At 66.2% G+C, this 25,272-nt stretch carries 16 protein-coding genes, 1 tRNA gene and 2 pseudogenes; 12 read left to right on the forward strand and 7 right to left on the reverse strand.

Annotated elements, in window-relative coordinates; genetic code table 11:
* The first annotated feature begins 25 nt into the window (after positions 1–25).
* The 3 genes from ispH to ACZK2V_RS06250 all read left to right on the forward strand — a co-directional run bounded on the left by ispH (position 26) and on the right by ACZK2V_RS06250 (position 3,679).
* A complete protein-coding gene (ispH, locus tag ACZK2V_RS06240; RefSeq protein ID WP_049424359.1) occupies positions 26–976 on the forward strand; it encodes a 4-hydroxy-3-methylbut-2-enyl diphosphate reductase in 951 nt (316 codons plus the stop codon).
* 157 nt (positions 977–1,133) lie between these two features.
* Positions 1,134–3,017, forward strand: coding sequence for a M61 family metallopeptidase (locus tag ACZK2V_RS06245; RefSeq protein WP_486323011.1), 1,884 nt, complete (start codon positions 1,134–1,136; stop codon positions 3,015–3,017).
* Positions 3,014–3,679, forward strand: coding sequence for a lysoplasmalogenase (locus ACZK2V_RS06250; protein ID WP_486323012.1), 666 nt, complete (start codon positions 3,014–3,016; stop codon positions 3,677–3,679). Before ACZK2V_RS06245 ends, ACZK2V_RS06250 begins: the two co-directional genes overlap by 4 nt.
* Positions 3,680–3,761: 82 nt before the next feature.
* Here the strand turns inward: ACZK2V_RS06250 and ACZK2V_RS06255 are convergent, their stop codons facing one another.
* Genes ACZK2V_RS06255 through ACZK2V_RS06275 form a run of 5 tightly spaced genes read right to left on the reverse strand, consistent with a single transcriptional unit; the run spans position 3,762 to position 9,735 of the window.
* Positions 3,762–4,481 carry a hypothetical protein gene (locus tag ACZK2V_RS06255; protein ID WP_032127576.1) on the reverse strand — a complete coding sequence of 240 codons (720 nt, stop codon included), beginning with the start codon at positions 4,479–4,481 and terminating at the stop codon, positions 3,762–3,764.
* Positions 4,478–5,434, reverse strand: a complete 957-nt coding sequence (locus ACZK2V_RS06260; protein WP_049398927.1) for a hypothetical protein — start codon at positions 5,432–5,434, stop codon at positions 4,478–4,480. The genes ACZK2V_RS06255 and ACZK2V_RS06260 overlap by 4 nt, the downstream gene beginning before the upstream one ends.
* Before the next feature lie 46 nt (positions 5,435–5,480).
* Positions 5,481–8,279, reverse strand: a complete 2,799-nt coding sequence (locus ACZK2V_RS06265; protein WP_071227738.1) for a TonB-dependent receptor plug domain-containing protein — start codon at positions 8,277–8,279, stop codon at positions 5,481–5,483.
* Positions 8,280–8,290: 11 nt separating this feature from the next.
* Positions 8,291–9,259, reverse strand: a complete 969-nt coding sequence (locus ACZK2V_RS06270) for a FecR family protein (protein ID WP_049424370.1) — start codon at positions 9,257–9,259, stop codon at positions 8,291–8,293.
* Positions 9,256–9,735, reverse strand: coding sequence for an RNA polymerase sigma factor (locus ACZK2V_RS06275; RefSeq protein WP_486323309.1), 480 nt, complete (start codon positions 9,733–9,735; stop codon positions 9,256–9,258). Before ACZK2V_RS06275 ends, ACZK2V_RS06270 begins: the two co-directional genes overlap by 4 nt.
* Before the next feature lie 286 nt (positions 9,736–10,021).
* Between ACZK2V_RS06275 and ACZK2V_RS06280 the strand changes: the two are divergent.
* From ACZK2V_RS06280 to ACZK2V_RS06290, 3 genes and pseudogenes are all read left to right on the forward strand, one after another.
* Positions 10,022–12,889: pseudogene (locus ACZK2V_RS06280) on the forward strand (autotransporter domain-containing protein).
* Positions 12,890–12,986: 97 nt separating this feature from the next.
* The gene (locus ACZK2V_RS06285; protein ID WP_486323013.1) at positions 12,987–13,991 is read left to right on the forward strand and encodes a 2-hydroxyacid dehydrogenase; all 1,005 of its coding nucleotides are present in this window, start codon (positions 12,987–12,989) and stop codon (positions 13,989–13,991) included.
* Between the two features lie 50 nt (positions 13,992–14,041).
* Positions 14,042–14,117, forward strand: a tRNA-Thr gene (locus ACZK2V_RS06290).
* Between the two features lie 71 nt (positions 14,118–14,188).
* On the opposite strand, the pseudogene ACZK2V_RS06295 reads toward ACZK2V_RS06290, so the two are convergent.
* Positions 14,189–14,822, reverse strand: a pseudogene (locus ACZK2V_RS06295) (GyrI-like domain-containing protein).
* Positions 14,823–15,174: 352 nt separating this feature from the next.
* Here ACZK2V_RS06295 and cyoA point away from each other — a divergent pair.
* Genes cyoA through cyoD form a run of 4 tightly spaced genes read left to right on the forward strand, consistent with a single transcriptional unit; the run spans position 15,175 to position 19,191 of the window.
* Positions 15,175–16,215, forward strand: a complete 1,041-nt coding sequence (gene cyoA / locus ACZK2V_RS06300; RefSeq protein WP_107433550.1) for a ubiquinol oxidase subunit II — start codon at positions 15,175–15,177, stop codon at positions 16,213–16,215.
* A 2-nt stretch (positions 16,216–16,217) separates the two neighbouring features.
* The gene (cyoB, locus tag ACZK2V_RS06305; RefSeq protein ID WP_049424462.1) at positions 16,218–18,215 is read left to right on the forward strand and encodes a cytochrome o ubiquinol oxidase subunit I; all 1,998 of its coding nucleotides are present in this window, start codon (positions 16,218–16,220) and stop codon (positions 18,213–18,215) included.
* Positions 18,212–18,850, forward strand: a complete 639-nt coding sequence (gene cyoC, locus ACZK2V_RS06310) for a cytochrome o ubiquinol oxidase subunit III (RefSeq protein WP_005408583.1) — start codon at positions 18,212–18,214, stop codon at positions 18,848–18,850. The genes cyoB and cyoC overlap by 4 nt, the downstream gene beginning before the upstream one ends.
* Positions 18,850–19,191, forward strand: a complete 342-nt coding sequence (cyoD, locus tag ACZK2V_RS06315) for a cytochrome o ubiquinol oxidase subunit IV (protein WP_005408584.1) — start codon at positions 18,850–18,852, stop codon at positions 19,189–19,191. Before cyoC ends, cyoD begins: the two co-directional genes overlap by 1 nt.
* Positions 19,192–19,687: 496 nt before the next feature.
* Here the strand turns inward: cyoD and ACZK2V_RS06320 are convergent, their stop codons facing one another.
* Entirely contained in the window at positions 19,688–21,745 is a 2,058-nt protein-coding gene (locus ACZK2V_RS06320) for a putative bifunctional diguanylate cyclase/phosphodiesterase (RefSeq protein WP_486323014.1), read from the reverse strand.
* 147 nt (positions 21,746–21,892) lie between these two features.
* Here ACZK2V_RS06320 and radA point away from each other — a divergent pair, with 147 nt between their 5' ends.
* Together radA and ACZK2V_RS06330 are read left to right on the forward strand one after the other, a co-directional pair.
* The gene (gene radA / locus ACZK2V_RS06325; RefSeq protein ID WP_486323015.1) at positions 21,893–23,269 is read left to right on the forward strand and encodes a DNA repair protein RadA; all 1,377 of its coding nucleotides are present in this window, start codon (positions 21,893–21,895) and stop codon (positions 23,267–23,269) included.
* Positions 23,270–23,413: 144 nt separating this feature from the next.
* Positions 23,414–25,270: an ATP-binding protein gene (locus tag ACZK2V_RS06330; protein WP_071227731.1), complete on the forward strand. Its 1,857-nt coding sequence runs from the start codon at positions 23,414–23,416 to the stop codon at positions 25,268–25,270.
* The last annotated feature ends 2 nt before the right edge of the window (positions 25,271–25,272 follow it).

Below are 25,272 nucleotides of genomic sequence, written 5' to 3' on the forward strand. Positions count from 1 at the left end.
CGGCCGCTGCCGGGAGACTGAACTGATGGATGTGCTGCTCGCCAACCCGCGTGGATTCTGTGCCGGCGTCGATCGTGCGATCGAGATCGTCAAGCGCGCGATCGAAACGCTGGGCGCGCCCATCTACGTCCGCCATGAAGTGGTGCACAACCGCTTCGTGGTCGACGACCTGAAGCAGCGCGGTGCGATCTTCGTCGAGGAACTCGATGAAGTGCCGGACAACAACACGGTCATTTTCAGCGCGCATGGCGTGTCCCAGGCCGTGCGCCAGGAGGCCGAGCGTCGTGGCCTGAAGGTGTTCGACGCCACCTGCCCGCTGGTGACCAAGGTCCACTTCGAAGTCGCCCGCCACTGCCGTGCCGGCCGTGACGTGGTGCTGATCGGCCACGCCGGTCACCCGGAAGTGGAGGGCACCATGGGCCAGTGGAACCGCGAAGCCGGCACCGGCCAGATCTATCTGGTCGAGGATGTCGAGCAGGTTGCCACGCTGCACATCAACCAGCCGGAAAACTTCGCCTATACCACCCAGACCACGCTGTCGGTGGATGATACGCGCGGCATCATCGATGCATTGCGCGAGCGTTTCCCGGCAATGCAGGGCCCGAAGAACGACGACATCTGCTACGCCACGCAGAACCGCCAGGACGCCGTGCGCGATCTGGCCAAGCGCTGCGACCTGGTGCTGGTGGTCGGCTCGCCGAACAGTTCCAACTCCAACCGCTTGAGCGAGCTGGCCCGTCGTGAGGGCGTGGAGTCGTACCTGATCGACGGCGCGCACGAGATCGACCCGCAGTGGGTGGTTGGCAAGCAGCACATCGGTGTGACCGCAGGTGCCTCGGCGCCGCAGGTGCTGGTTGATGGCGTGCTGGCGCGTCTGGCCGAGCTGGGCGCCAGCGGCGTGGGCGAGCTGGACGGCGAACCGGAATCGATGGTGTTCGCGCTGCCAAAGGAACTGCGCCTGCGCCTGGTCGACTGACCGGGCCTGACTCTGGTGGGTGCGAACCTTGGTTCGCACTGTCGGATGGCGTTTTGCCACATCAGGCCGGAGCGCCACCGACCATGACCTTCGGCCATGGGGCCGGGCACTGCACAGGCCTAGCATCGGAAGATTCTCCGTTGTTGGAACCTGCCCGATGAAGACCCGAGCCCTGGCCATGTCATTGCTGTTCGCGCTCGCGGCCACGCCCGCGCTGGCGCAGACCTCGCCGTCGGGCGATGCCGCGGCCCCTGGCCTGCTGCGCATCGACGTGGATGCACGCGACCTCGCGCGCCGCATCTTCAAGGTGACCGCCACGGTGCCGGCCAAGCCCGGCCCGATGACCCTGCTGTACCCGCAGTGGATTCCCGGCAACCATTCGCCCACCGGTCCGATCGACAAGCTGGCCGGACTGCGCGTAACGGCCAACGGCAAGCCGCTGGCCTGGCAGCGCGACCAGTTCAACGTCTATGCGTTCAAGGTGAACGTGCCCGAGGGCGTGAGCGAGATCGTCGCCCACTTCGATTTCCTGTCCTCGCAGGGCGGCAGCCAGGGCCGGGTGGTGATGACCCCGGAAATGCTCAACCTGCAGTGGAACGCCAATTCGCTGTATCCGGCCGGCGTCGATGCGCGCAACCTGCAGGCGCAGGCCAGCGTGACCCTGCCCAAGGGCTGGTCGTTCGCCACTGCGCTGGAAACCGCGCGACGCGACGGTGACACCGTGGTGTTCAAGCCGATCTCGTATGACCATCTGGTCGATTCGCCGTTGTTCGCCGGCGAGCACTACCAGCGCATCGATCTCGACCCGGGTGCGAAGGTGCCGGTGCACCTCAATGTGTTCGCCGACGACGCCAAGTCGCTGAAGCCGACCGACGAACAGATCAAGCTGCACCGCGCGCTGGTGCAGCAGGCCGAGAAGCTCTATGGGGCGCGCCATTACAACCACTATGAGTTCCTGCTGGCGTTGACCGACCGCCTCGGTGGCATTGGTCTGGAACACCACCGTTCCAGCGAGAACAGTGCCGATCCAGGCTACTTCACAGAGTGGGACAGCAACGCGTGGATGCGCGACCTGCTGCCGCATGAGTACACCCATTCGTGGAACGGGAAGTACCGTCGCGGCGCCGATCTGGCCACCGCCAATTTCAACGTGCCGATGGGCGACAGCCTGCTGTGGGTGTACGAGGGCCAGACCCAGTTCTGGGGCCAGGTGCTGGCCGCGCGCTCAGGCCTGTGGTCGACGGCGCAGGCGCGCGACATGCTGGCCAACGTGGCCGCGACCTATGACCGTGGCCGCCCGGGGCTGGCCTGGCGCCCACTGCAGGACACCACCAACGACCCGACCATCGCCCAGCGCCGCACCCTGCCGTACCGCAACTACCAGATGAGCGAGGACTACTACTCCGGCGGCCAGATGCTGTGGCTGGAGGTGGAAGGCAAGCTGCGCGAGCTGAGTGGCAACCGTCGCAGCCTGGACGACTTCGCGCGTGCGTTCTTCGGCGTCGGCAATGGCAATTGGGACGTCAATCCGTACACCTTCGACGATGTGGTCGCGACCTTGAACGGCATCGCGCCGTACGACTGGTCGAGCTTCCTGCGCGGCCGCCTGGATGGCCACGGTTCGTTGACCGGCGGCCTGGAGCTGGCAGGTTGGAAGCTGGTTTACCGCGATACCCCGAACGACGCCTACAAGGCGCAGGAAAAGCGCGCCAAGGCCGCGTTGCTGGCGTACTCACTGGGTGCGACCGTGCTCGACAACGGCACGGTCGGTGACGTGATCTGGGACAGTCCGGCGTTCAACGCCGGTCTTGCACCGGGCATGAAGGTGATCGCGGTTGGCGGCCGTGAATACAGCAGCCAGCGCTTGAAGGATGCAGTCGCCGCCGCAGCAAAGGACAAGGCGCCGATCGTGTTGCTGGTGAAGCAGTTCGATCGCATCGAAACGATGAGCATCGCCTACCACGGTGGCCTGCAGTACCCGGTGCTGGAGCGCATCGCCGGCAAGCCTGACCGCCTGGCGGACCTGTGGAAGGCGCGATGAAACCGCGTGCCCGCGATGGCGTGATCCTGCTGATGGCGGTCTTCGCCATCATCGGCGCGTTCCTGCATGGCGATGGGCGCTGGCTGCATTGGCTGGCCAAGCCGGCCACCACGCTGCTGATCGCTGCCATCGTCTGGGGCGTGCATGATCCGGTGCAGCCGTTCTATCGGCGTGCGGTGCTGGCCGGCATGCTGCTCTCGTGCGTGGGCGATATCGCATTGATGCTGCCGATGGATGCGTTCGTACCAGGGCTGGTCGCATTCCTGCTGGCGCATGTCTGCTACATCATCGCCTTCCGCGGAGGCCTGCGTGCCGGGCGTGGGCTGGTCGGCGCCAGCGTCCTGCTCGGTGCGTTTGCCGTGCTCAACGTGCTGGGCCTGTGGCCACACCTGCCCGCACCGATGCGTATTCCGGTGCTGGCGTACGTGGTGGTGCTGGCATCGATGGCGGTGCTGGCCCTGGCACGCCAGTGGCGCCGGCCACAGCCCGCTGCCGTGGAAGCCCGAAGCGCCCGCTGGGCTGCGGCAGGTGCATTGCTGTTCGTGGCCAGCGATTCCCTGTTGGCCTGGGACCGCTTCGCCGGCGGCCTGCCGCTGGCCAGCCTGCTGGTGCTGTCCACGTACTACGCCGCGCAGTACGCCATCGCGCGCTCGGTGAAATAGAAAAAGGGGACGGAGGGGATTAAGTCGCAAACCGCACCAAGGCACATACGACTTAATCCCCTCCGTCCCTTTTTTGTGTGGCCTACCGGCGGCTCACGCCGCGCAGGGCGCCCTGCGCATCGAACTGCAGGCGCACGGATTCGCGGTCACCGGCGACTTCGTCCGGCAGCCATACCAGCTTGCCGGCTTTGCGCACGATCACGTAGACGTGGCCGACTTCAGATGCGGGGTTCTGCAGTGCATTGCGCTGTTCCTGCAGCGCCTGCGCCACGCGCGGAACAGCCTCGAAATCGATGCTGGCCAGGGATGTGCTGCTGCGCTGCAGGCTGATGGTCGGAGCAAACTGCTGCGGGTTCACCGGATTGCCCTTGCGCCATTGGCCACGTTCAAAGTGATAGCTGTCGACGTGGCCCGGCTGTTGCGGATCGACCAGATCGAGGTTGATGCGGCCATCGTCGTAGAAGTGGATGCTGTGGAAGACCGTCAGCCGCTGGCCGGCCAGCGCTGGCATCTGCTCCAGTGCCTGACGGGCAGCCAGCAGGTAGTCCGCATCGAACAGGCGGTTGTTGCGCTCGGGCGCTCCAGCGGTGCTCGCGGCGGGGAAGGGCGCCGGGGACGGCACAAGCGATGCGGATTGTTCGCGCGGCGACTGGGACGAGACGGACGCGGGCAACCGGTCCGGCTGTACCGAATGCCCCAGCGTTTCGCTGATGGTCTGCAGGGCGCCGCCGGCAACGGCCACGCCCGCCAGAACCAGCAGCAGTACCAGGAACACGGTGCGGGTTGAGGGCGGCTGTTTCATACTCCCTCCAGGCGCACGTTGCTGCGGTCATCCGGGTCGTACAGCAGCGTCACATGCTCGCGCGGGATGTTGGCCAGTTCAATCAGCGGGATGAAGCGGCGCACGCGAGCCTGCTGCACGTTGCCTTCGCGGTCGATGTATTCCAGCTGGAACTCCACCTGCGGCTGTTCGTTGAGGTAGGTGCCGGTCTGACGCACCTTCAACACCCTGGCCTCCACGCCGATGCCGCGATACTTCAGCGCATCGCCGCGGGCATCGGCGTGCAGCAGGCGGCCGAGCAGGCGCAGGCCCAGCGCATAGCCACACAGCACCAGCGGGCACACCAGCAGCGGGTGACCGAACGACAGGAAGGTCCAGCCCAGCCCCTCGCTCTGCAGCTGGTAGGCCCACACATAGGCAGCGGCAACGATGGCGATGCCGAGTGCTGCACCGATGCCGCGCCGCCACAGGCTGGCGACATTCAGTTCGGGCTGGGCACCGTCCAGCACGATGTTGGGGAATGCTCCGGGTGTCCGGCCCAGGCGCGCATCGATGTGCCTGCCCACCTCGAAGCGATGCAGCTGGGGTTTGCTGTCGACCACCAGCATCTGTTCGCGGACCGGCGTACCGGACAGGTTCTTGAAGGACAACTGCAGTTTCCATTGCGCGAACCCACGCACCTGCACGCCGGTCTGTTCGGCCTGTTCGATCAGCGCACTGCGCGGTTCACCGTCGGCCAGGATCGACTGCACCCGGTGCAGTGCTCGTGGCGGCCCCAGCAACAGGTAGTGCAGGAAGGCGAACAGCAGCGTCAGCCACAGGACCATCGACAGTGCGAGCAGCAACAGTGCCAGCCACGGTGCGCTGCGGTCGACCAGCGCCACCGGCCACGAAGTGCCGAAATAGAGAATGCAGGGAAAAGGCAACGCGAAGAACAGCAGGAACGCGCCCCAGAACCAGAGATAGGCTTTCATGGGGGAAGGGGACCGCGGTGGAACAGGGCGCGTAGATTACTACGCTTCAGCGGAACTGCAGGGTAAGCAGGTAGTAGCGGCCGAGCGGATCGTCCAGCCCGGGCATCTGCCCGCCGTTGCCGACCAGATAGTTCACCGGTTGCGTGTCCAGCACGTTGTGCACGTCCAGCGCTGCAACGATGCGCGGCCCCAGCCGGCGTGCGAGGTGCAGGTTCCAGCGCAGCTGCCGTGGGTTCATGCAGTGGTTCCGGTCGACCTGCTTCTGCGGGCACTCCGCCCCCGGCAGCCAGGCACGCGTGCGCCCGATCTGGTTGCCGCGCAGCGCGATGTCCCAGTTGCTGTTCTGCCATTGCACGTTCAACACCGCAGCCAGCTCGGGTGTCACATGACCACGCAGGTCCACGGCGGCCTCATGGTCACGGCGGCGAAGCAGTTCCTGCTGCTTCAGCGCATCGAGCGAAAACAACCATTGGCCGTTGCTGCCGCTGTCGATGCGGTACTCGCCACGCAGCACCCAGTTGCGGGAGGTGGTGCGGCCGATGTTGTCGAACGACAGGCGCAGGCTGCCCAGGTGGCCGTCTTCATCCAGTTCCCACGTGCTGCGGTTCCACACCGCATCGCTCGGCTGCAGGGCGAGGATCTCGTTGCGCAGTTCCACGATGTTGTGGGTCAGCGACAGCGAGAATGTGTCGTTGGGCGTCCACGTGGCAGCCAGCGAATGGCTGCGTGATCGCTCGGCCTTCAGTGCATCGTTCTCAACCACGTTGGCCGTGACGCTGCAGCCGCCACCACGCGTGGCGATCGCACATTCCGGAAGGGCACTGGACACCGGAAGCGTGATCGAGCCGAAGTAGCCGGGAGGCCGCCGTTGCTCGAACAGGCTCGGTGCACGATAGCCGCGCCCGCTGGCCAGCAGGAACGACCAGTGCGGCGTCGGGCTCCAGCGCAGCCCGGCACGAGGCGAGAACGCCATGAAGCCGCCGTCGCGGTCCCAGCGTGCAGCCAGGTCCGCGCGCAACGTGGGGGCCAGCGGCAGGCCCAGCTCGGCGTAGACGCCACTGCTTTGTCGCGACAGGCGGCGTCGCTGCTGTGGCAGGCCCAGCGCAAGGTCGCCCTGACTCAGCAGTGCGTCCGGGCGCGAGGTCCAGCGTTCATGGCGCAGGTCGATGCCGGTGGCCAGCTGCGCATTGCCGCCGGGCATTGCCATCAGCTCACGCTGCACGCCCCACCAGCCCTGCCATTGTGCGGTGCTGCCGCGGTTGCGGATGGACGGAAACAGCGTGTCCGCCTCGGCCGCCGGCGGCGCGTCGAAACCGGGAGTGAACCTGCGCGCCTGCGTTGCTTCAAGCAGGCGTGTCGTGCGCACGGTGCCTGCAGTGGACAAGGTCACGTCGCTGCGCTGCGCGCTGATGCCCGCCTCCCAGCTGCGCCGGCCCTGGTCGCGGCCGATGCCGAAGGTAAGGTCGGCATCGGTGGCGCGGACGCTGGGGCGCACGTTGCCGGCCTCACGCAGCACACTGTTGAAGGTGATTCCGCGCGAGACCACCGCAACGGCGGTCGGGCCCAGATCGAAGCGCTGGCGGTTGTGACTGGCCCGCGCCTCGACATAGGCATAGCGTCCCTCACCACGTTCATGCCGGTAGTGCAGGAAGGCCGACGCGGTATCCGAGGCGGGCTGCAGCGACCGCGGCCGCGCGCTGTCAAACCAGCAGCCATCCTCGCGCCGCTTCAGGGGCGGCTCGCAGCGCCGGGCGGGCACGTACCAGTTGCCGAAGATCGCGCCGATCGGATACAGCGAGGTTTCCGCGTGCCAGTCACGCTGGTCACCGGCGACATGTTCGACACGGTGCAGATCGAGTCCGGCAAACCAGCGGTCCCCGTTGCCACGCGCGCCGCCCGTGGCGGCCTGCAGGCGGTACTGGCCCGCATCGCCGCGGCTGCTGAGCCCGGTCTGCAGCATGGCTTCGGGCCCATCGGCCTGGTCGCGCAGGATGATGTTGACCACGCCGGACATGGCGTCGGCCCCATAGATGGCCGAGGCACCACCGCGTACCAGTTCGATGCGGTCGACGAAGCTCAGCGGAATGCCGCCGAGGTCGGTGAGCCCACCCTGTTCCAGCGACACCATCGGATAGCGCGGCAGGCGCCGGCCGTTGACCAGGAACAGCGTCGCCCGCGGGCCCATGCCGTCGAGACTGGTGGTGGCCGCTGCGCCCACCGGCAGGTACTGCGAATCGCCGCCGCGCGAGGTGCTCATGGCCGGATGGCCGTTCATGCCGGGCAGGTGCCGCAGCAGGTCGAACAGATTGCCGTAGCCGCTGCGCAGGATATCGTCGCGATCGATGGTGGTGACCGGCAGTGTGGTCTGCACCGAAGAGCGCGGCAGCCGGCTGCCGGTGACATGGATGGGCGCCAGTTCCACCTGGTGTGGCGTGTCGGCGGACTTGGGAGCCGGGCGCGGCAGGCGCGGGGCTGCGACCGCTTTCGGCGGCGTGGCAGGGGGCTCGGGATGGACGCGCCGCACGACAAAGGCACCGGATGAAGTGCGCAGGATGTTGACCGGCAGGCCGGCGACCAGCTGCTTCAGGGAGGCCCCGGTATCGCGTTGGTCACGGCTGCCGCCGGTGCGCAGATCATCCAGTTCACGTGCGTCGAACAGCAGGGCGGTGCCACTCTGCCGGGCCCATTGCTGCAGTGCCGGCACCAGTGGGCCGGCGCCCACGTCGATCTCCAGCGTGCCGGCGGGCTCGCCGGCATCGGCCATCGGTAGTGCGGCAACACCCAGTGCAAGGCATAGCAGGGCGCGGAGCAGCCCCCACTGCAGCGCACCCGGACCTGCCTTCACTGCCGGTCTCCTCAGTAGGTGCGGCGCAGTTCCAGCGCGCCATCCGGACGCGTCTGGCCAGCCACGGACCAACCCAGTTCCAGCGCCGACAGCAGCTCCTGTGCATCACCGGCGCGGAAGGTGCCGCTTACAGCCAGGTCGGTGATCTCCGGATCGACGATCACCAGTGGCGTGCGGCCATAACGGTTCATGCGCTCGACCACGATCGACAGTGGCGTGGCATCGAACACCAGTTGCCCACGCAGCCAGCCTTCAGCGGCTGCGTTGGACGAGAGGGCAGGGCCCGGCTGGATACGGCCGGAGGGCAATACCTGCAGCTGTTGGCCGGGTGCCAGCGTGTGCTGCGCTGCGCCGTTGCTGACTTCCACGGCACCTTCCAGCAGTGCGACCTCGACCAGGCCGTCGCGCAGGCGTTCCACCTGGAAGGTCGTGCCGATGTCGCGGATCGTACTGCCGCCGGCGTGCAGCTGCAGCGCCTTGTTCGACGGAGCGACCTGCAGTTGCAGCCGACCCCGCTCCAGCACCAGATCACGATGACGCCAGCCGAAGCGGGCGCGGAGGGTGGTGCCGGCATCCAGCATGGCGACGCTGCCATCGGCCAGCGTCTGCTGCTGTGCCTGGTGCGAATCATTGGCGTAGACCTGTGGCGTCGGGTTGCCGTCGACGGCAACCATCCAGCCGATGCCGATCGCCATGCAGACACCGGCGGCAGCGGCCACGCCCGGCAACCAGCGCCGGCGCGGCGGACGCGCCGCCCGTGCCGCGGCGGTGCGCAGCCAGGGGTCAGCCGCAAGCTCCGCACCCTGCTGGAACAGGGTTTCGGCCTGCACCCAGGCTTTGACGTGGGCCGGATCTTCGGCCAGCCAGTCCTCGAACGTTTCGCGTTCGGCCGATGTGCAGTCCGGGGCTTCCAGGCGGGCTACCCAGGCGCTGGCGCGTTCAAACAGCTGTGCATCATTCCTGTGCGGGGTGCCACTCATTGGCCGTCCCTGTCGTTGTGCAGCGGATCCGATCCCAACTCCTGACGCAGGCCCTGCAGGGCCCGGGCGATATGTTTTTCCACGGTCTTGGCAGTAATTCCACAATGCCGTGCGATCTGCGTGTAGCTCATGCCGGTGATGCGGTTGAGCAGATAGACCTCGCGTGCGCGTTCGGGCAGCTTGAACAGGGCCTGCCGCAGCAGGGACAGCATCTGCCCTGACTCGGCCTGGCGCAATGGATCGGGCGAGGAACTGGGCGGTTCGTCGCTGCCATCGTGTTCGGCCAGCGGCAGATGCGGCCGCGACTGCGGCGAGCGTCCGCGGTCTGCCAGGCGGTTGCGGGCGATACGATACAGCAGCAGGCGCAGTTCGTCCGGGCCCTGTGCGCGATAGCGGATCAGCCGCTCCATGCAGTCCTGCGCGATATCCTCCGCATCCTCAGGCCCGACCCCCGCGCTGCGCAGGAACGCGCACAGCGGTGCGCCCTCTTCGCGTACGAACGCGATGAAGGCATCCGCAGGTGCGGGCGGCTCCGGCGCGCGATGGATCAGGGGAGACGGGGTGGACAGGGCTGGCCTCGACTGTCGGTGGCGAATGCGTCATCGAGTTTTACGCGACGATGACCGGATGGGGAAGAGTGTGCATCGATCGGATTCTTATTGTGAATGTATTCATTTTTCAGGATCCGTTCCACTGGGGGAGATCGCCCCGCTGCGGCGTTGATCGTTCTACCCGCGTGTTGCGGGTGGAGAGAGAGAACGCATGAAGTATTCGAAGTTGAGCCTGGCCCTGGCCGGGCTGATGGGCGTTGGCGCCATCGCGGCAGCTGATGACGTCATGGCAATGAGTTATCACGTGCAGGACGATCGGGTCTTCCTCAGCGGCGGCGTCACCGTCGCCGATGTGGTGGCGCTGCCCGCACTGCTGGCCAAGGCGCAGGCTGAAGGCCGTCCGATCCGCGAAGTCGTGCTGCGAACGTCCAACGGTGGCGCGCTGATCGCCGGCGAGTGGCTGCAGGCGGTGATCCGTACCCAGGGCTTGGACACCATCGTGTCCGGCCACTGCATTTCGTCCTGCTCGATCATGCAGTCCGGTGGCGTCAACCGTTACCTCGGCGGCGATCTGCCGCTGGTCGACTCGGTGCAGATCCATGCCGCCAGCAGTGGTGGCAGGATCACCTATGCGCCGTCGCCGCGCATGACCCAGATCTACACAGGCAACTACGGCGGTGGCATGGATGCGGGCCTGTTGCACAAGGCCATGTATGAAGTGGTGCAGCCCAATGGCCTGCTGGTATTCCGCGACCCGGCGCGTACCACGGGTACGTCGGTTACCTTCGATCCGGATGGCAATGGGAGCAAGCTGGAGTCATTCCCGGGCCAGGACATCCGCAGCAACAGCATCATCAACACGGCGGGCTATCGCGATCCGGGCGACACCCTTCGTGTCACCAGCAACGTCAGCGGCGACATCAACCCGGGCTACCTTCGTACCGCGCGCCAGCTGCAGGCCTTTGTCGACGACGATTTCGCGCGCTGGAACACCGACTGGGCCAGCACCTACATCAACTATGCGGTGAGCCTGTACAACTTCTCCACGCGGGGGGCGAACGGTATCGGCGCGCAGTCGTTGCAGCAGCTGCTCGCCGACCCCGACCTCCAGGATGAACTGCGCGGCCAGCTGCGGCTGGCCGATCTGGATGCCTCGACCCTGGCCAACTCCGCCGGCGTGATCCGTGTCAGCAATGGCGCCACCTGGCGCACTGCTGAAACCACCGGCGCCGATTTCATTCTGGTGGACAACGGCACCATCGCACTGGAGGGTGGTGCGCTGCGCACCCCCGAGCTGCGGGTGATGCCGGGCAGCATCGTGGTTGGCCACGGTGATATCGCATCGGTCGGCACCGACAGCGATGCGCTGCTGGATGGCACCGGCCCGTCCTACCGCGAAGATGGCTTCAACCGCCTGCGCGTGTTCGGCACGCTGATGCCGCGCGGTGGGGATCTGGTGACCCACGGCTACGTCAACATCATGCCCGGCGGCCAGGTGCTGTTTGATGTTACCGAAGCCGGTGGTACCGGCAGTGGCCGCCTGCGCGTCGGCAGCTTCTACGACGGCGGCACCGAGGAGGGCGCGCTGGTGATCGCGCAGGGCGCACACCTTGCGTTGAATGTGGCCCAGGGCTTCTATGCCGGTGCCTACCGCCGCGATCTGGTGGAAGGGCCGATCTACCAGGGGGGCTTCCAGGATGTCGTGCGGCTGGGGGACGCCGGATACAGTGCCAGCATCACTGCCGGTGAAGTGTTCCGCCCGCGCCACAATTCACTGCTCAGCTTCAACGTGAAGCAGACGGCCGATGGCCTGTGGCTGACCGCCAACCCGGGCTTTGACCAGCTGGGCCTGTTCGCCAATGGCACGTCCGGCGACGGCCTGGGCCGCTGGCGACCGCCTCCGATCGCCAGGACAAGGGACTGAGATCGCTGCTGGGCGCACTGCAGTTCGCCGACCGCGATGTGATCGCACAACAGGCCGGTGCCCTGCGCGGTGATGCGCACGCCAGCCTGCGACTGGCCGACACCGCGCTGGTGGGCAGTATCGGCAACGTCGTGCAGCAGCACCAGTCGGCCATGCGCAGCGGCGGTGATGCCGATGGCCTGGCCTCGCAGGTGGCGCAGTCGGTCTCCTCCCAGCCGGGCATGCGCCATGGCAGCCTGTTCAACCAGCTGGCGATGCACCTGGTCGAGCCGGCGTCGGGCAGCGTTGCGGGCAGCGGTGATGCTGGACGCAGCCATGGCATCTGGGCGCGTGGTTTCGCCAGCCATGGCCGCCTCGATGCCGACGGTGGCGTGGCCGGCCTGAGCCACACCATCGGTGGCATCGTGGTCGGTGCCGATACCCGCGTGGCCGATGACCGCGTGACCCTGGGCGTCAGCGTGGCCGCGGCGGACATGTCGACCAAGGCCAGCGATGGCTCTGGTTTCACTGGTGACGTGCGTGCGCTGGACGTGGGCGGCTACCTCGACGCGACGTACGCGCGCGGCTATCTGTCGGCGGCCGTGCGCTACACCGATCTGCGCCACGATACGCGTCGCAGCATCAACGGCATCGATGGCCTGCAGCAGCCGCTGCGCGCCAAGTACAGCAACGATGCGATCTCCGCACGGGTGGAACATGCGTTCTCCTTCACCACCGGCAAGGGCCTGGTGATCCAGCCGTTGCTGCCGGTGGTGGACTACGCGCGCACCTCGGCCACCCGCTTCAACGAAGGGCAGGGCGCCGGTGCGCTGGTTGGCCGCAGCGGCAGCCTGGAGAGCATCCGCGTGGGTGCGGGCCTGCAGCTGTTCAAGACCTTCGAAGGCAACAACGGCGAGCGCATCACCCCGCGCGCGGGTGGTCTGGCAGAAGGAACTGGGCGATTCGCAGGCCCGCTACAGCACCGGCTTCGCCGCGGCACCGGATCTGGTGTTCGGCGCCAGCAGCCAGGCGGTGGGCGAGCAGGTGCTGGCCTGGAACCTGGGTGTGACCAGCCGTGCCAGCGAGCGGCTGTCGATCATGGCCGATTACGTGGGTGAGCGCCGCGACGGGCAGATCCAGAACGGCGTGATGCTGGGCCTGGGCTACAAGTTCTAAGTGGCACCCGGCACCGGCGATGACGGCATCGCCGGTGCCATCCCAACGCGGGTGCTGCTGCGGTATGGTCGGTCTGCCATTCCACCCAGGCCCGTCCATGCAGATCGCCGTCTTCAGTGCCCGTCCCTACGACCGTCGTTTCCTTGATGAGGCGAACCAGCGCGATGCGGCTGGGGACGGCTTTGCGTTCGTGTACTTCGATGTGGCGCTGGACGTGCACACGGCCGCGCTGGCGCAGGATTGCGCAGCCGTATGCGTGTTCGTCAACGACCGCCTGGATGCGCCGGTGCTGCACGCCCTGCATGCGATGGGCGTGCGGGCCGTACTGCTGCGCTGTGCCGGCTTCAACAATGTGGACCTGGCAGCCGCGAAAGCGCTGGATCTGTTCGTCGCACGCGTACCGGCTTATTCCCCGGAGGCGGTGGCCGAGCATGCGTTGGCGCTGGTGATGACCCTCAACCGGCAGACTCATCGCGCCTACAACCGCGTGCGCGAGGGCAACTTCATGCTGGATGGCCTGCTCGGACGCACCTTGCATGGCCGCACGGTTGGCATTGTGGGTACCGGCAAGATCGGGGTGGCCACCGCGCGCATCTTCAACGGCATGGGCTGCACCGTGCTGGGGCACGATCCTTATCCGTCACCCGCGTTCGGCGGTATCGGCGAAATGGTCGGGCTGGATGAACTGCTGGCGCGTGCCGACATCGTGTCGCTGCATTGCCCGCTGACGCCTGAGACCCATCACCTGATCAATGATGCATCACTGGCCCGGATGAAGCCGGGCGCGATGCTGGTCAATACGTCGCGCGGCGCACTGGTCGATACCCATGCGGTGATCCGCGCGCTGAAGTCGCGCCGGCTGGGTCATCTGGCCATCGACGTGTACGAGCAGGAAAGCGCGCTGTTCTTCCAGGACCTGTCTGGCGAGATCATCGACGACGAGGCCTTCCAGCGCCTGATGACCTTCCCGAATGTGCTGGTGACCGGCCACCAGGGCTTCTTCACCGTGGAGGCGCTGCAGGAGATCTCGGCGATCACGCTGGGGAATCTGCAGGATTTCGTGGCCGGGCGGGTGTGCGCCAACCGGGTAGAGGCGGGCTGAGCCGGATGGATTGACCGCCGGGGCGCCCAGCCCGTAAAATCGCGGGCTCCGCCGGAATAGCTCAGTTGGTAGAGCGGCGCATTCGTAATGCGTAGGTCGCAGGTTCGACTCCTGTTTCCGGCACCAGTTGTAATGAAAAGCCCCGGCCTTGGTTGGGGCTTTTTGTTTTGGCATTTGAAGCAATCACTGGCCTTGTGTCATGAGCGCGAACCCTTATCAGGCTCAAGCGCGCACCGGCTGCCGCAGCACGGTCTTCAACCGCGCCGCGTCGGTCTTGCGCGGATCGCTCAGGTAGATCTCGTGATGGGGGCCGGCGAAGGCGTAGCCCAGCGAAGGCATCAGTTCGTTGTGCAGATGGGCGAGGGCCGGACCCTCGTCATCGTAGGCGCCTACATGCAGGGTCTGCAGGCAGAGGCCTTCTTCAAGAATTTCATGGCGAAGGCTGGCCGGGACCTCGCCCAGTTTCTTCGCCGACTTGGCGATGGCAGCCTCCAACTGCGCTGGACTGATCCCGTCCGGCGTCCGGATCATCACTGTCCAGGCCCACTCACTCTTGCGGCGTGCCACAAAGCTCGACGGATCCTCGGCAGTCCAAAGCGCTTCCAGCGGTGGCACCACGTAGTCCTGGCCCCCGGCCTTCAGCGCGAACTTCAGTGCATAGCTCACCGAGTACAGCCACTGCACCGCCTGCACATACGCGGGGGCGGTATTCGGATCACCGTGGCCGTCGACCATCAGGTAGGGCAGGGGCGGTACGTCTACCGTCACGAACCGGCCCGCCGGGGGCAGGTACAACGCGCGATCGCGCTTCTTGAAGTCGATCTTGTCCACGGGCCTTCCTCCTGCGCCGAGCATCCCACGCCGGGCACCCGCCAGCACGCCTGAACAGGTTCAGATGACTTTGCCGAACACGGGCGGAGCAGCCGCCATCGCCCGATGCTAGGATGCCGCCCCCGTGCGTCCTGCCCGCCGCGCCCGCGCGGTGCGACAACGTGTCGCAGTCAGAATCAGGCCTTTCCTGCGCTCGATCATTGTCAATGCCTTTCTTAAATGGTGCGTGACGGCCTAAAATTGAAAGGCTGACTCGACCCCACCTCCCTGCCTGTCTTCCGGACCGGTGGGACCGGCTTTGGCCGGAACAGGCAGGACGGGGAACGGCATTCCCTCGCAATTGGATCGACCGATGATTCCGTTGAAAACCCTTGGGCGCTGGTTGCGCCCGGGCCTGCTGCTGTCGTTGCTGGTGATGCTCACCGGCTGCGATGCGGTGGCCATCCTCAGTCCGAAGGGCCAGATCGGCCAGGATGAGAAGACCCTGCTGATCACGGCTACCGTGCTCATGCTGCTGGTCGTCATCCCGGTCATCATCATGACCCTGACCTTCGCGTGGAAGTATCGCGCCTCCAACACCAAGGCCCGCTACGAGCCAAAGTGGTCCCACTCGACGGCGATCGAGGTGGTGGTGTGGTCCATTCCCTGCATGATCGTGCTGGTGCTGGCGGTCCTGACCTGGCGTTCGTCGCACGCGCTGGACCCGTACAAGCCGCTGGAATCGGACGTCAAGCCGGTCACCATCGAGGCGATCTCGCTGGACTGGAAGTGGCTGTTCATCTATCCGGAAGAGAAGGTGGCGGTCGTCAACGAAATCAAGTTCCCGGTCAACACGCCGCTGAACTTCAAGATCACGTCCGATTCGGTGATGAATGCGTTCTTCATCCCGCACCTGGGCAGCATGATCTACTCGATGGCTGCGATGGAGACCAAGCTCCATCTGATCGCCAACGAGACCGGTGAATTCCCGGGCATGTCCTCGCACTACAGCGGCGCGGGCTTCGCCAAGATGCACTTCACCGCCTACTCGGTCACCGATGCCGAATACCACCAGTGGCTGGACCAGGTCCGCGCCGGCGAGCAGACCCTGGACAAGGCCTCGTTCAAGGCGCTGGGTGAAGCACGCAACGCCGAGTGGTATCCGGTCACTTACTTCGGCAAGACCGAAGAAGGCCTGTTCGACTGGGTCATCGCCAAGCACATGGGCGACAACAAGCATTACGGCATGAAGCACGAACACGCCGGTGCCGCCGCTGCCGATGCCGCCAGCCATGAAGCGCACGAGGGCCATGCCCCCAGTGACGCGCATGATTCCAAGGAATCGGGTGAAAACCTGGATGCCAACGAACACGAACACGCAGGCCACGCCGGCCATGCGGGCTCGGGAGAATGAACATGTTGGGTAAACTCTCAATTGAGTCGATCCCCCACGATCCGATCGTGCTGACCACCTTGGTCGGCGCGGTGCTGGGTGGCCTGGGCGTCATGGCCCTGATCACCAAGTTCAAGCTGTGGGGCTATCTGTGGAAGGAGTGGTTCACTTCGGTGGATCACAAGAAGATCGGCGTGATGTACCTCATCGTCGCCTTCGTCATGCTGCTGCGCGGTTTCTCCGACGCCATCATGATGCGTACCCAGCAGGCGCTCGCCGTCGGCGGGTCCGAGGGTTACCTGCCGCCGCACCACTACGACCAGATCTTCACCGCCCACGGCGTGATCATGATCTTCTTCGTGGCGATGCCGCTGATCACCGGCCTGATGAACCTGGCCGTGCCGCTGCAGATCGGTGCGCGCGACGTCGCGTTCCCGTTCGTCAACTCGCTCAGCTTCTGGCTGTTCGTGTCCGGCGCGGTGCTGATCATGCTGTCGCTGTGGATCGGTGAGTTCGCTGCCACCGGCTGGCTGGCGTTCCCGCCGTTGTCGGGCATCGAATACAGTCCAAGCGTAGGCATGGACTACTACATCTGGGGTCTACAGGTCGCAGGCCTGGGTACCACGCTGAGCGGTATCAACTTCTTCATCACCATCCTGAAGATGCGTACCCCCAGCATGAAGCTGATGCAGATGCCGGTGTTCACCTGGACCGCCCTGGTGACCAACGTGCTGATCGTCGCTGCCTTCCCGGTGCTGACCATCACCCTGGTGCTGCTGACCCTGGACCGTTACCTGGGTACGCACTTCTTCACCAATGACGGTGGCGGCAACGCCATGCTGTACATCAACCTGATCTGGATCTGGGGTCACCCGGAGGTGTACATCCTGGTCCTGCCGGCGTTCGGTGTGTTCTCCGAAGTCATCGCGACCTTCTCGCGCAAGGCGCTGTTCGGCTACAAGGGCATGGTCTATGCCACCGCCTGCATCGGCGTGCTGTCGTTCATCGTGTGGCTGCACCACTTCTTCACCATGGGCTCGGGTGCCAACGTCAATGCCTTCTTCGGCATCACGACGATGATCATCTCGATCCCGACCGGCGTGAAGATCTTCAACTGGTTGTTCACCATGTTCCGCGGTCGCGTGCACTTCACCACCCCGGTGCTGTGGACGATCGGCTTCATGGTCACCTTCGTCATCGGCGGCATGACCGGCGTGATGCTGGCGATCCCGGCCATCGACTTCGTGCTGCACAACAGCCTGTTCCTGATCGCCCACTTCCACAACGTCATCATCGGCGGCGTGGTGTTCGGCATGTTCGCCGGCATCACCTACTGGTGGCCGAAGATGTTCGGCTTCCGCCTCAACGAGTTCTGGGGCAAGTGCGCGTTCTGGTGCTGGTTCATCGGCTTCTACGTGACCTTCATGCCGATGTACGTGCTGGGCTTCATGGGCATGACCCGTCGCCTGCAGAGCACGGTCAACCCGGCCTATGAGCCGCTGCTGCTGATCGCAGCTGCAGGTGCCTTCATCGTCGGCGCCGGCATCCTGTGCCAGATCATCCAGGTGGCCGTGTCGATCCGTGACCGCAAGAAGACCGTCGACCTGACCGGCGACCCGTGGGATGCGCGTACGCTGGAGTGGGAAACCTCTTCGCCGCCGGCCTTCTACAACTTCGGCACCCTGCCGGAAGTCACCGAACTGGACGATTTCTGGGAGCGCAAGCAGCGTGGTGAAGCTTGGCCGAAGCCGGCCAAGTACACCGACATCCACATGCCGCGCAACACCGGCACGGGCGTTGTCATCGGTGCCTTCAGCCTGGTGTTCGGCTTCGCGATGATCTGGCACATCTGGTGGCTGGCCATCGTCGGCTTCGTCGGCATGATCGCCACGTTCATCTACCGCACCTTCGACCAGGACGTGGACTACTGGGTCCCGGCCGCCGAGGTGGAACGCATCGAGAACGAACACCGCAAGCACCTGGAAGCCCAGGGCCTGGTGAAGTCGGAGCTGAAGGCATGAGCACCAATACCTCGACCCTGAGCCACGGGCACGCCGCGCACGCGGCGGCCCATGGCCATGACGACCACGAGCACCACGACACCGGCGGCAACACCGTCTTCGGTTTCTGGGTGTACCTGATGAGCGACTGCCTCATCTTCGCCTCGCTGTTCGCCACCTACGTGGTGCTGGCCGGCGGTACCGATGGTGGCCCGACCGCGAAGGACCTGTTCGAACTGCCGTTCGTGGCATGGGAAACCGCGCTGCTGCTGACCTCCTCGCTGACCTTCGGCCTGGGCATGATTGCCATGCACCGCAAGCAGATGGGCCAGATGTACCTGTGGCTGGGCATCACCTGGCTGCTGGGCTTCGGCTTCATGTGCATGGAAGTGTGGGAGTTCCAGCACCTGATCCATCAGGGCTACGGTCCGGACCGCAGTGCCTTCCTGTCGGCGTTCTTCGCCCTGGTCGGTACCCACGGCCTGCACGTCAGCGCCGGCCTGCTGTGGCTGCTGGTGATGTTCGTGCAGCTGAAGAAGTACGGCCTGACCCCGACCAACAAGACCCGCATGGCGTGCCTGAGCCTGTTCTGGCACTTCCTGGACCTGATCTGGATCGGCGTGTTCTCCGTCGTCTACCTCAATGGAGCGCTGTAATGGCACATGACAACCATGCACACGACCACGGCACCGGCGGCGAAAGCCATGGCACCGTGAAGTCGTACCTGATCGGCTTCGTGCTGGCGGTGGTGCTGACCGTCATCCCGTTCTGGATGGTGATGTCGGGCGACTTCTCGCGCACCGTCAACGGTGTGGTGATCGCGATCACCGCGGTGCTGCAGATGCTGGTCCACCTGGTGTTCTTCCTGCACCTGGACCGCTCTTCGGAAAGCCGCTGGAACGTCAACGCTGCGGCCTTCACCGTGGTGGTGATCGGCATCATCGTGGTCGGTACCCTGTGGGTCATGCACAACATGAACGTGCACATGATGCACTGACGTCCGCGCGACGTTGCCACGCAGAAAGGCCGCCCTCGGGCGGCCTTTTTGTTTGTCGCGCCCACCGGGAATGGCACGCGCGGTGGTAGTGCCGGCCGCTGGCCGGCAATTGCGGGAAGCCGGCCAGCGGCCGGCTCTACCAGGAGATCCACGCTGTACGGGGATGGGGTCAGAGCCCTTGCCTGCAGCAAGGGATCCGACCCCAAAGCCATCGGCCTCATCCCACCCGGCATGGCCGGCACAGCGTGGTAGTGCCGGCCGCTGGCCGGCAATTACGGGAAGCCGGCCAGCGGCCGGCTCTACCAGGATCCACGCCATGCGTGGATGGGGTCAGAGTCCTTGCCTGCAGCAAGGGATCCGACCCCAAAGCCATCGGCCTCATCCCACCTGGCATGGCCGGCACAAAGGGGGTAGTGCCGGCCGCTGGCCGGCAGTTGCGGGAAGCCGGCCAGCGGCCGGCGCTACCAGGAGATCCACGCCATGCGCGGATGGGGTCTCACCCCACCCGGCGCAGGAATTCCTCGGCGTCCATCGGTCGGCCCAGGTGATAGCCCTGCAGCTGGTCGCAGCCCAGTTCGCTCAGGTATTCGCGCTGCGCCTGCGTCTCCACGCCTTCGGCCACCACCTGCAGCTGCAGGGTGCGGCCCAGCGCGATGATCGACGAGACGATGGCGGCATCCTCTTCATTGCATTCCAGATCGTGCACGAACGCGCGGTCGATCTTTAGTTCGGTGGCCGGCATCCGCTTCAGGTACAGCAGGCTGGAGTAGCCGGTGCCGAAATCGTCGATGGCGATATGCACGCCCATCGCGGTCAGATCGTTGAGAATCGCCAGGCTGGCGTCGACATCCTTCATCGCCGTGGTCTCGGTGATCTCCAGGGTCAACCGCGCCGGCTCGATCCGGTGCCGCTGCAGCACCTCGCGCACGCTGTCCAGCAGGGCCGGCGAGGAGAACTGCAGCGGCGACAGGTTCACCGCCATCGACCATCCGGTATGCCCGGCCTCGTGCCATGCACGCAGCTGTGCACAGGCACGGTCCAGTACCCAGTCGCCGATCGGCAGGATCAAGCCACTGCGCTCGGCGATGGGAATGAACACATCCGGCGCCAGCAGGCCCAGTTCCGGGTGCTGCCAGCGCAGCAGGGCCTCGGCGCCGGTAGCTGGTGCGCCAGCGGCCGGGAACTTCGGCTGGTAGTGCAGCAGCAGCTCGTCACGCGCGATCGCCTTGCGCAGATCCTGCAGCAGGCGCAGCTGGCGGTTGGCGCTGAGCTGCATCGACGGGGTGAAGAAGGTATAGCCGTTCCGGCCGGTTTCCTTGGTGTGGTACATCGCCGCATCGGCGTGCGCCATCAGTTCGCGCTCGTTGCTGGCGTCATCCGGGTACAGGGCGATGCCGAGACTGGCGCTGACCTGCAGTTCGGCGGCATCCAGGGTGAATGGTTCGCCGGCGGCGGCGATGATGCGTTCGGCCACCACCACCGCATCGTCCGGGGTGTCGATGGCCAGCACGATCACGAACTCGTCGCCGCCGAGGCGCGCGAACGTGTCCTGCGGCCGCAGCAGGCCGCCGATGCGCTGTGCCACCGCCACCAGCAGGCGGTCGCCCAATTGGTGGCCGTAGGCATCGTTGACCGCCTTGAAGCCGTCCAGGTCGCAGAACATCACCGCCACTGCGCGGCCGCGGCGGCGCGCCTTCTCGATGGCCTGTTCGATGCGGTCCTGCAGCAGCATGCGGTTGGGCAGCTGGGTCAGCGGGTCATGCAGGGCGGCCTGGATCAGCTTGTCGTTGGCGTGTGCCAGTGAATCGGCCAGCAACCCGGTACGCACGCGCATCTGCCGATCGAACAGCGAGGCGACCAGGGCGATACCCAGCGTGGCTACAGTGGTGACGATCACCAGCACTGCCAGCCAGCGCGTGTCGATGCCGCCGCTGCCGACCGCGCCGCAGATGCTGCCTTCGGGGAAGCGTGCGGCGGCCATGCCGGTGTAATGCATGCCGACGATGGCCAGGCCCATCACCAGCGAGGCCAGTGCGCGCAGGCGCATGGTGTGGCGCTGCTCGGTACGCAGGCGGAAGGCAATCCACAGCGCCGCACCGGCGGCGCCGATGGCAACCGCGATGGAGGCAGCGAACCAGCCCGGGTGATAGTCGATGCCCGGCTGCATGCGCATCGCGGCCATGCCCAGGTAGTGCATGGTGGCAATGCCCAGGCCCATCAGCACGGCGCCGGCCAGCAGACGTCGCCAGGGCAGGCTGGACCGCGACACCAGCCACAGCGCATAGGCCGAGGCGCCGATCGACACGGCCAGCGAGTACAGGGTGATGCCGAGATCGTAGCCGACCGGAATCGGCAGGTCGAAGGCCAGCATGCCGATGAAATGCATCGACCAGATACCCAGGCCCATCGCCGCCGCGCCGCCGGCCAGCCACCAGCGGGCCACGCGGCCCTCGGCCGTGGCCAGGCGGCCGGCCATGTCCAGCGCCGTGTACGAAGCAAGAATGGCCACCAGCAGGGAGATGGCGACCAGGCTCTGACTGTAACTGCCAGTCATGTTGAATCCAGAGGGGGAGGGAGGGGCCCGCAAGGCGCACGCCCGCGACAGCTATCGGCGCGGGAGGGCGGGACTTGAGCGGTCGCAGCACCTGCGACCCGGCTCGGCTATCCTGCCACGCCTGTTCCCGTTGCTGGAAATCATCCGATGGCAAAAGCCCGCACCGCCTACGTCTGCAATGAATGCGGCGCCGAATTCAGCAAGTGGCAGGGCCAGTGCACCGAGTGCAACGCCTGGAACTCGCTGTCGGAAATCGTGCTGGAGAGCGCTGCGGCGGCCAAGGCGCCCGCGTCGCGCCGGGCCGGCTGGGCCGGCAAGATCGACCCGCCGAAGATCACCGCCCTGAAGGACGTAGAGCAGACCGAGCATCGCCGTGTCTTGACCGGCATCGGCGAGTTCGATCGCGTGCTGGGCGGTGGCCTGGTCGAGGGCGCGGTGGTACTGGTTGGTGGCGACCCGGGCATCGGCAAGTCGACCCTGCTGCTGCAGGCGGTGGCGAAGATGGCGGCCGAGCTGCCGGTGCTGTACGTCACGGGCGAGGAGTCGCTGGCCCAGGTGGCCGGCCGCGCACACCGGCTGGAATTGCCGCTGGATGGTGTCAACGCGCTGGCCGAGACCGGCGTCGAGTCGATCCTGCAGCATGCGTCCAAGGCCGGCCCACGGCTGATCGTGGCCGACTCCGTGCAGACTCTGTGGACCGAGAGCCTGACCGCCGCGCCCGGCTCGGTCAGCCAGGTGCGCGAGAGCGCGGCGCGGCTGGTGCGTTTCGCCAAGGAGACCGGCACCGCCGTGTTCCTGGTCGGCCACGTGACCAAGGAGGGCGGTATCGCCGGCCCGCGCGTGCTCGAACACATGGTCGATGCGGTGCTGTACTTCGAAGGCGAGAGTGGCAGCCGCTTCCGCCTGCTGCGCGCGTTCAAGAACCGCTTCGGTGCGGTCAACGAGCTGGGCGTGTTCGCGATGGGCGACAAGGGCCTGAAGGAAGTCTCCAATCCGTCGGCGATCTTCCTGTCCGGTGGCAGCACCCATCAGCCGGGCAGCTGCGTGATGGTCACGCGCGAGGGTACCCGGCCGCTGCTGGTGGAAGTGCAGGCACTGGTCGATGCGTCGCCGCTGTCGAACCCGCGTCGTGTCGCGGTCGGCCTGGAGCAGAACCGGCTGGCCATGCTGCTGGCGGTGCTGCATCGCCACGGCGGCGTGCTGGTCGGCGACCAGGACGTGTTCGTCAACGTGGTCGGTGGCATCCGCGTGCAGGAGACCGCTGCCGACCTGCCGGTGCTGCTGGCGGTGCTGTCCTCGCTGCAGGACCGGCCGCTGGCGGAAAAGACGATTGCGTTTGGCGAGGTTGGCCTGTCCGGCGAGATCCGACCGGTACCCAATGGCGAAGACCGCCTGCGCGAGGCCGCCACCCATGGTTTCAAGCGCGCCATCGTGCCCAAGGCCAATGCGCCCAAGGGCGGCTCGGTGAAGGGTATGGAAGTGATCGCGGTGGAGCGCCTGTCCGAGGCTATCGACGCGGCGTGATCGCGTCGGGCATGGCCCGGCGTCACCACAGCGCACGTGGAATACGGCGGCCGACACGGTAACGGTCAGCCTCCCTGTGCTAGTTTTTCCCGCTCGACGAAGACGCCCTCTGGCGTCTTTCCGTGCCCAGGAGTAAACGATTACATGCAGGACACCGCGCTCACCGCCCCCAACGCCGAAATCCGTCGTGCCGGGGTCGATCTCAATGGACTGATGACGGTGCTGGGCAAGCACCTGTATTCCACCCCGGTGGTGGCGCTGCGTGAGCTGGTGCAGAACGCGCACGACTCGATCATCCGCCGCCGCATCGAACAGCCCGGCATCGAGGTACCTTCGCGCATTTCGGTGCAGGTCGATGCCGCTGCCGGCGTGCTGCGCATCATCGATACCGGTGCCGGCCTGACCCGCCAGGAGATCCATGACTACCTGGCGACCGTCGGCGTCGGCTACACCCGCGGCCTGCGCCAGGGCGGCGAGGACGATGAGGGCCTGATCGGCATGTTCGGCCTCGGCTTCCTGTCGGCCTTCGTGCTGGCGCGCCGGGTCAGCGTGCGCACCACCTCGTACCAGACGCCGGAACTGGGCCATCTGTACGTGTCCAGCAACGCCGAGCAGTACACCGTCAGCGAAGTGCCGGCACGCGCGGTCGGCACCGAGGTGGAACTGGAGCTGCATCCGGACTTCCTGCCGCTGGCCAACGAGGCGCGCCTGCACGAAGTGCTGGGTCGCTACTGCGCGCTGCTGTCCGAGCCGATCTTCATCGGTGCTGCAGGCGAGGCGCTCAACCCCGAGCCGCCGCCGTGGCGCGGCCAGGGCGATGTGGCCCTGCATCCGGTGCAGGCGCGTCGCCAGGCGCTGCAGTTCGCGGCGCGTTTCGAACATGATTTCGAGCCGATCGTCACCGTGCCGCTGCGTGCCGATGGCAATAGCGATGCCACCGGCCTGCTGTGGGTGCAGGACGGTGCCACCTACGGCACCAGTGACAACCGCAACCTGTCGGTGTTCGTGCGCGGCATGCTGCTGGACGACGATGCGCGTGACCTGCTGCCGCCGTGGGCGGGCTTCATCGGCGGGGTGATCGAATCCTCGCGGCTCACGCCTACCGCCAGCCGCGAAGACCTGCAGCGCGACGACCAGTACCGCGCCGTGCAGCATGCGTTGCTGGAGGCGCTGATTGATGGCCTGGCCGACGTCGCGCGGCAGCAGCCGGAAGCGTGGCGACGTGTATTGAGCCGCCACAACGAGGCGCTGCTGGGCGCGGCGCTGTGCGATGACCGCCTGTTCGACCTGTTGCTGGAGCACGTGCGCGTGCCGACCTCGCAGGGCGATCTGCCTGCCAGTGCGCTGCCCGCACGCGGTGCCGTGCATGTGATCCTCGACAACGGTGGCGGCTTCGAGGAAATGCTGTTCCGTGCGATGGGCGTGCCGGTCGCGCATGGCCATCGCTATGCGGTGGTGCCGTTCCTGCGGCGCTGGGCCCAGGCCAAGGGCCTGCGCCTGGTTGAACTGGGCACCGAACAGGGCAACCGTGCGCTGTTCCGCAGCGATGACAGCCTCGATGAGGCGCAGCTGGCATGGCTGCGCGAGCAGCTGGGTGACGGCGAACAATTGCTGCCGGCACGCTTCAGTCCCGAGTCGCTGCCGGTGGTGGTGGTGCCCGATCGCGAAGCCGAACTGAAGCAGCGCCTGGAAGACGATGAGAACGACAAGCGCGTTTCAATGGCGGCGCTGCGGCTGGCGCGTCAGTTCACTGCGCGCATCGAATCGCGTGCGCCATCGCGGCTGTACCTCAACCTCGACAACCCGGCGGTGCAGGCGCTGCTGCGCGCCCAGCGCGACGGCCACCCGCAGGCCGAAGCCGCAGCGCGCCTGCTGCGCTCACTGAAGATCATCGTCGCCGCGCAGGGCCGTCCACTGGCCCGCGCGACCGCCACGCCCGGCCCGGATCTCAACGGCGCCTTCACCGATATCGCCGGTGCCCTGCAGCAGATGCTGCGCTGAGC

The organism is Stenotrophomonas sp. 93052_Sma, from assembly GCF_056481145.1.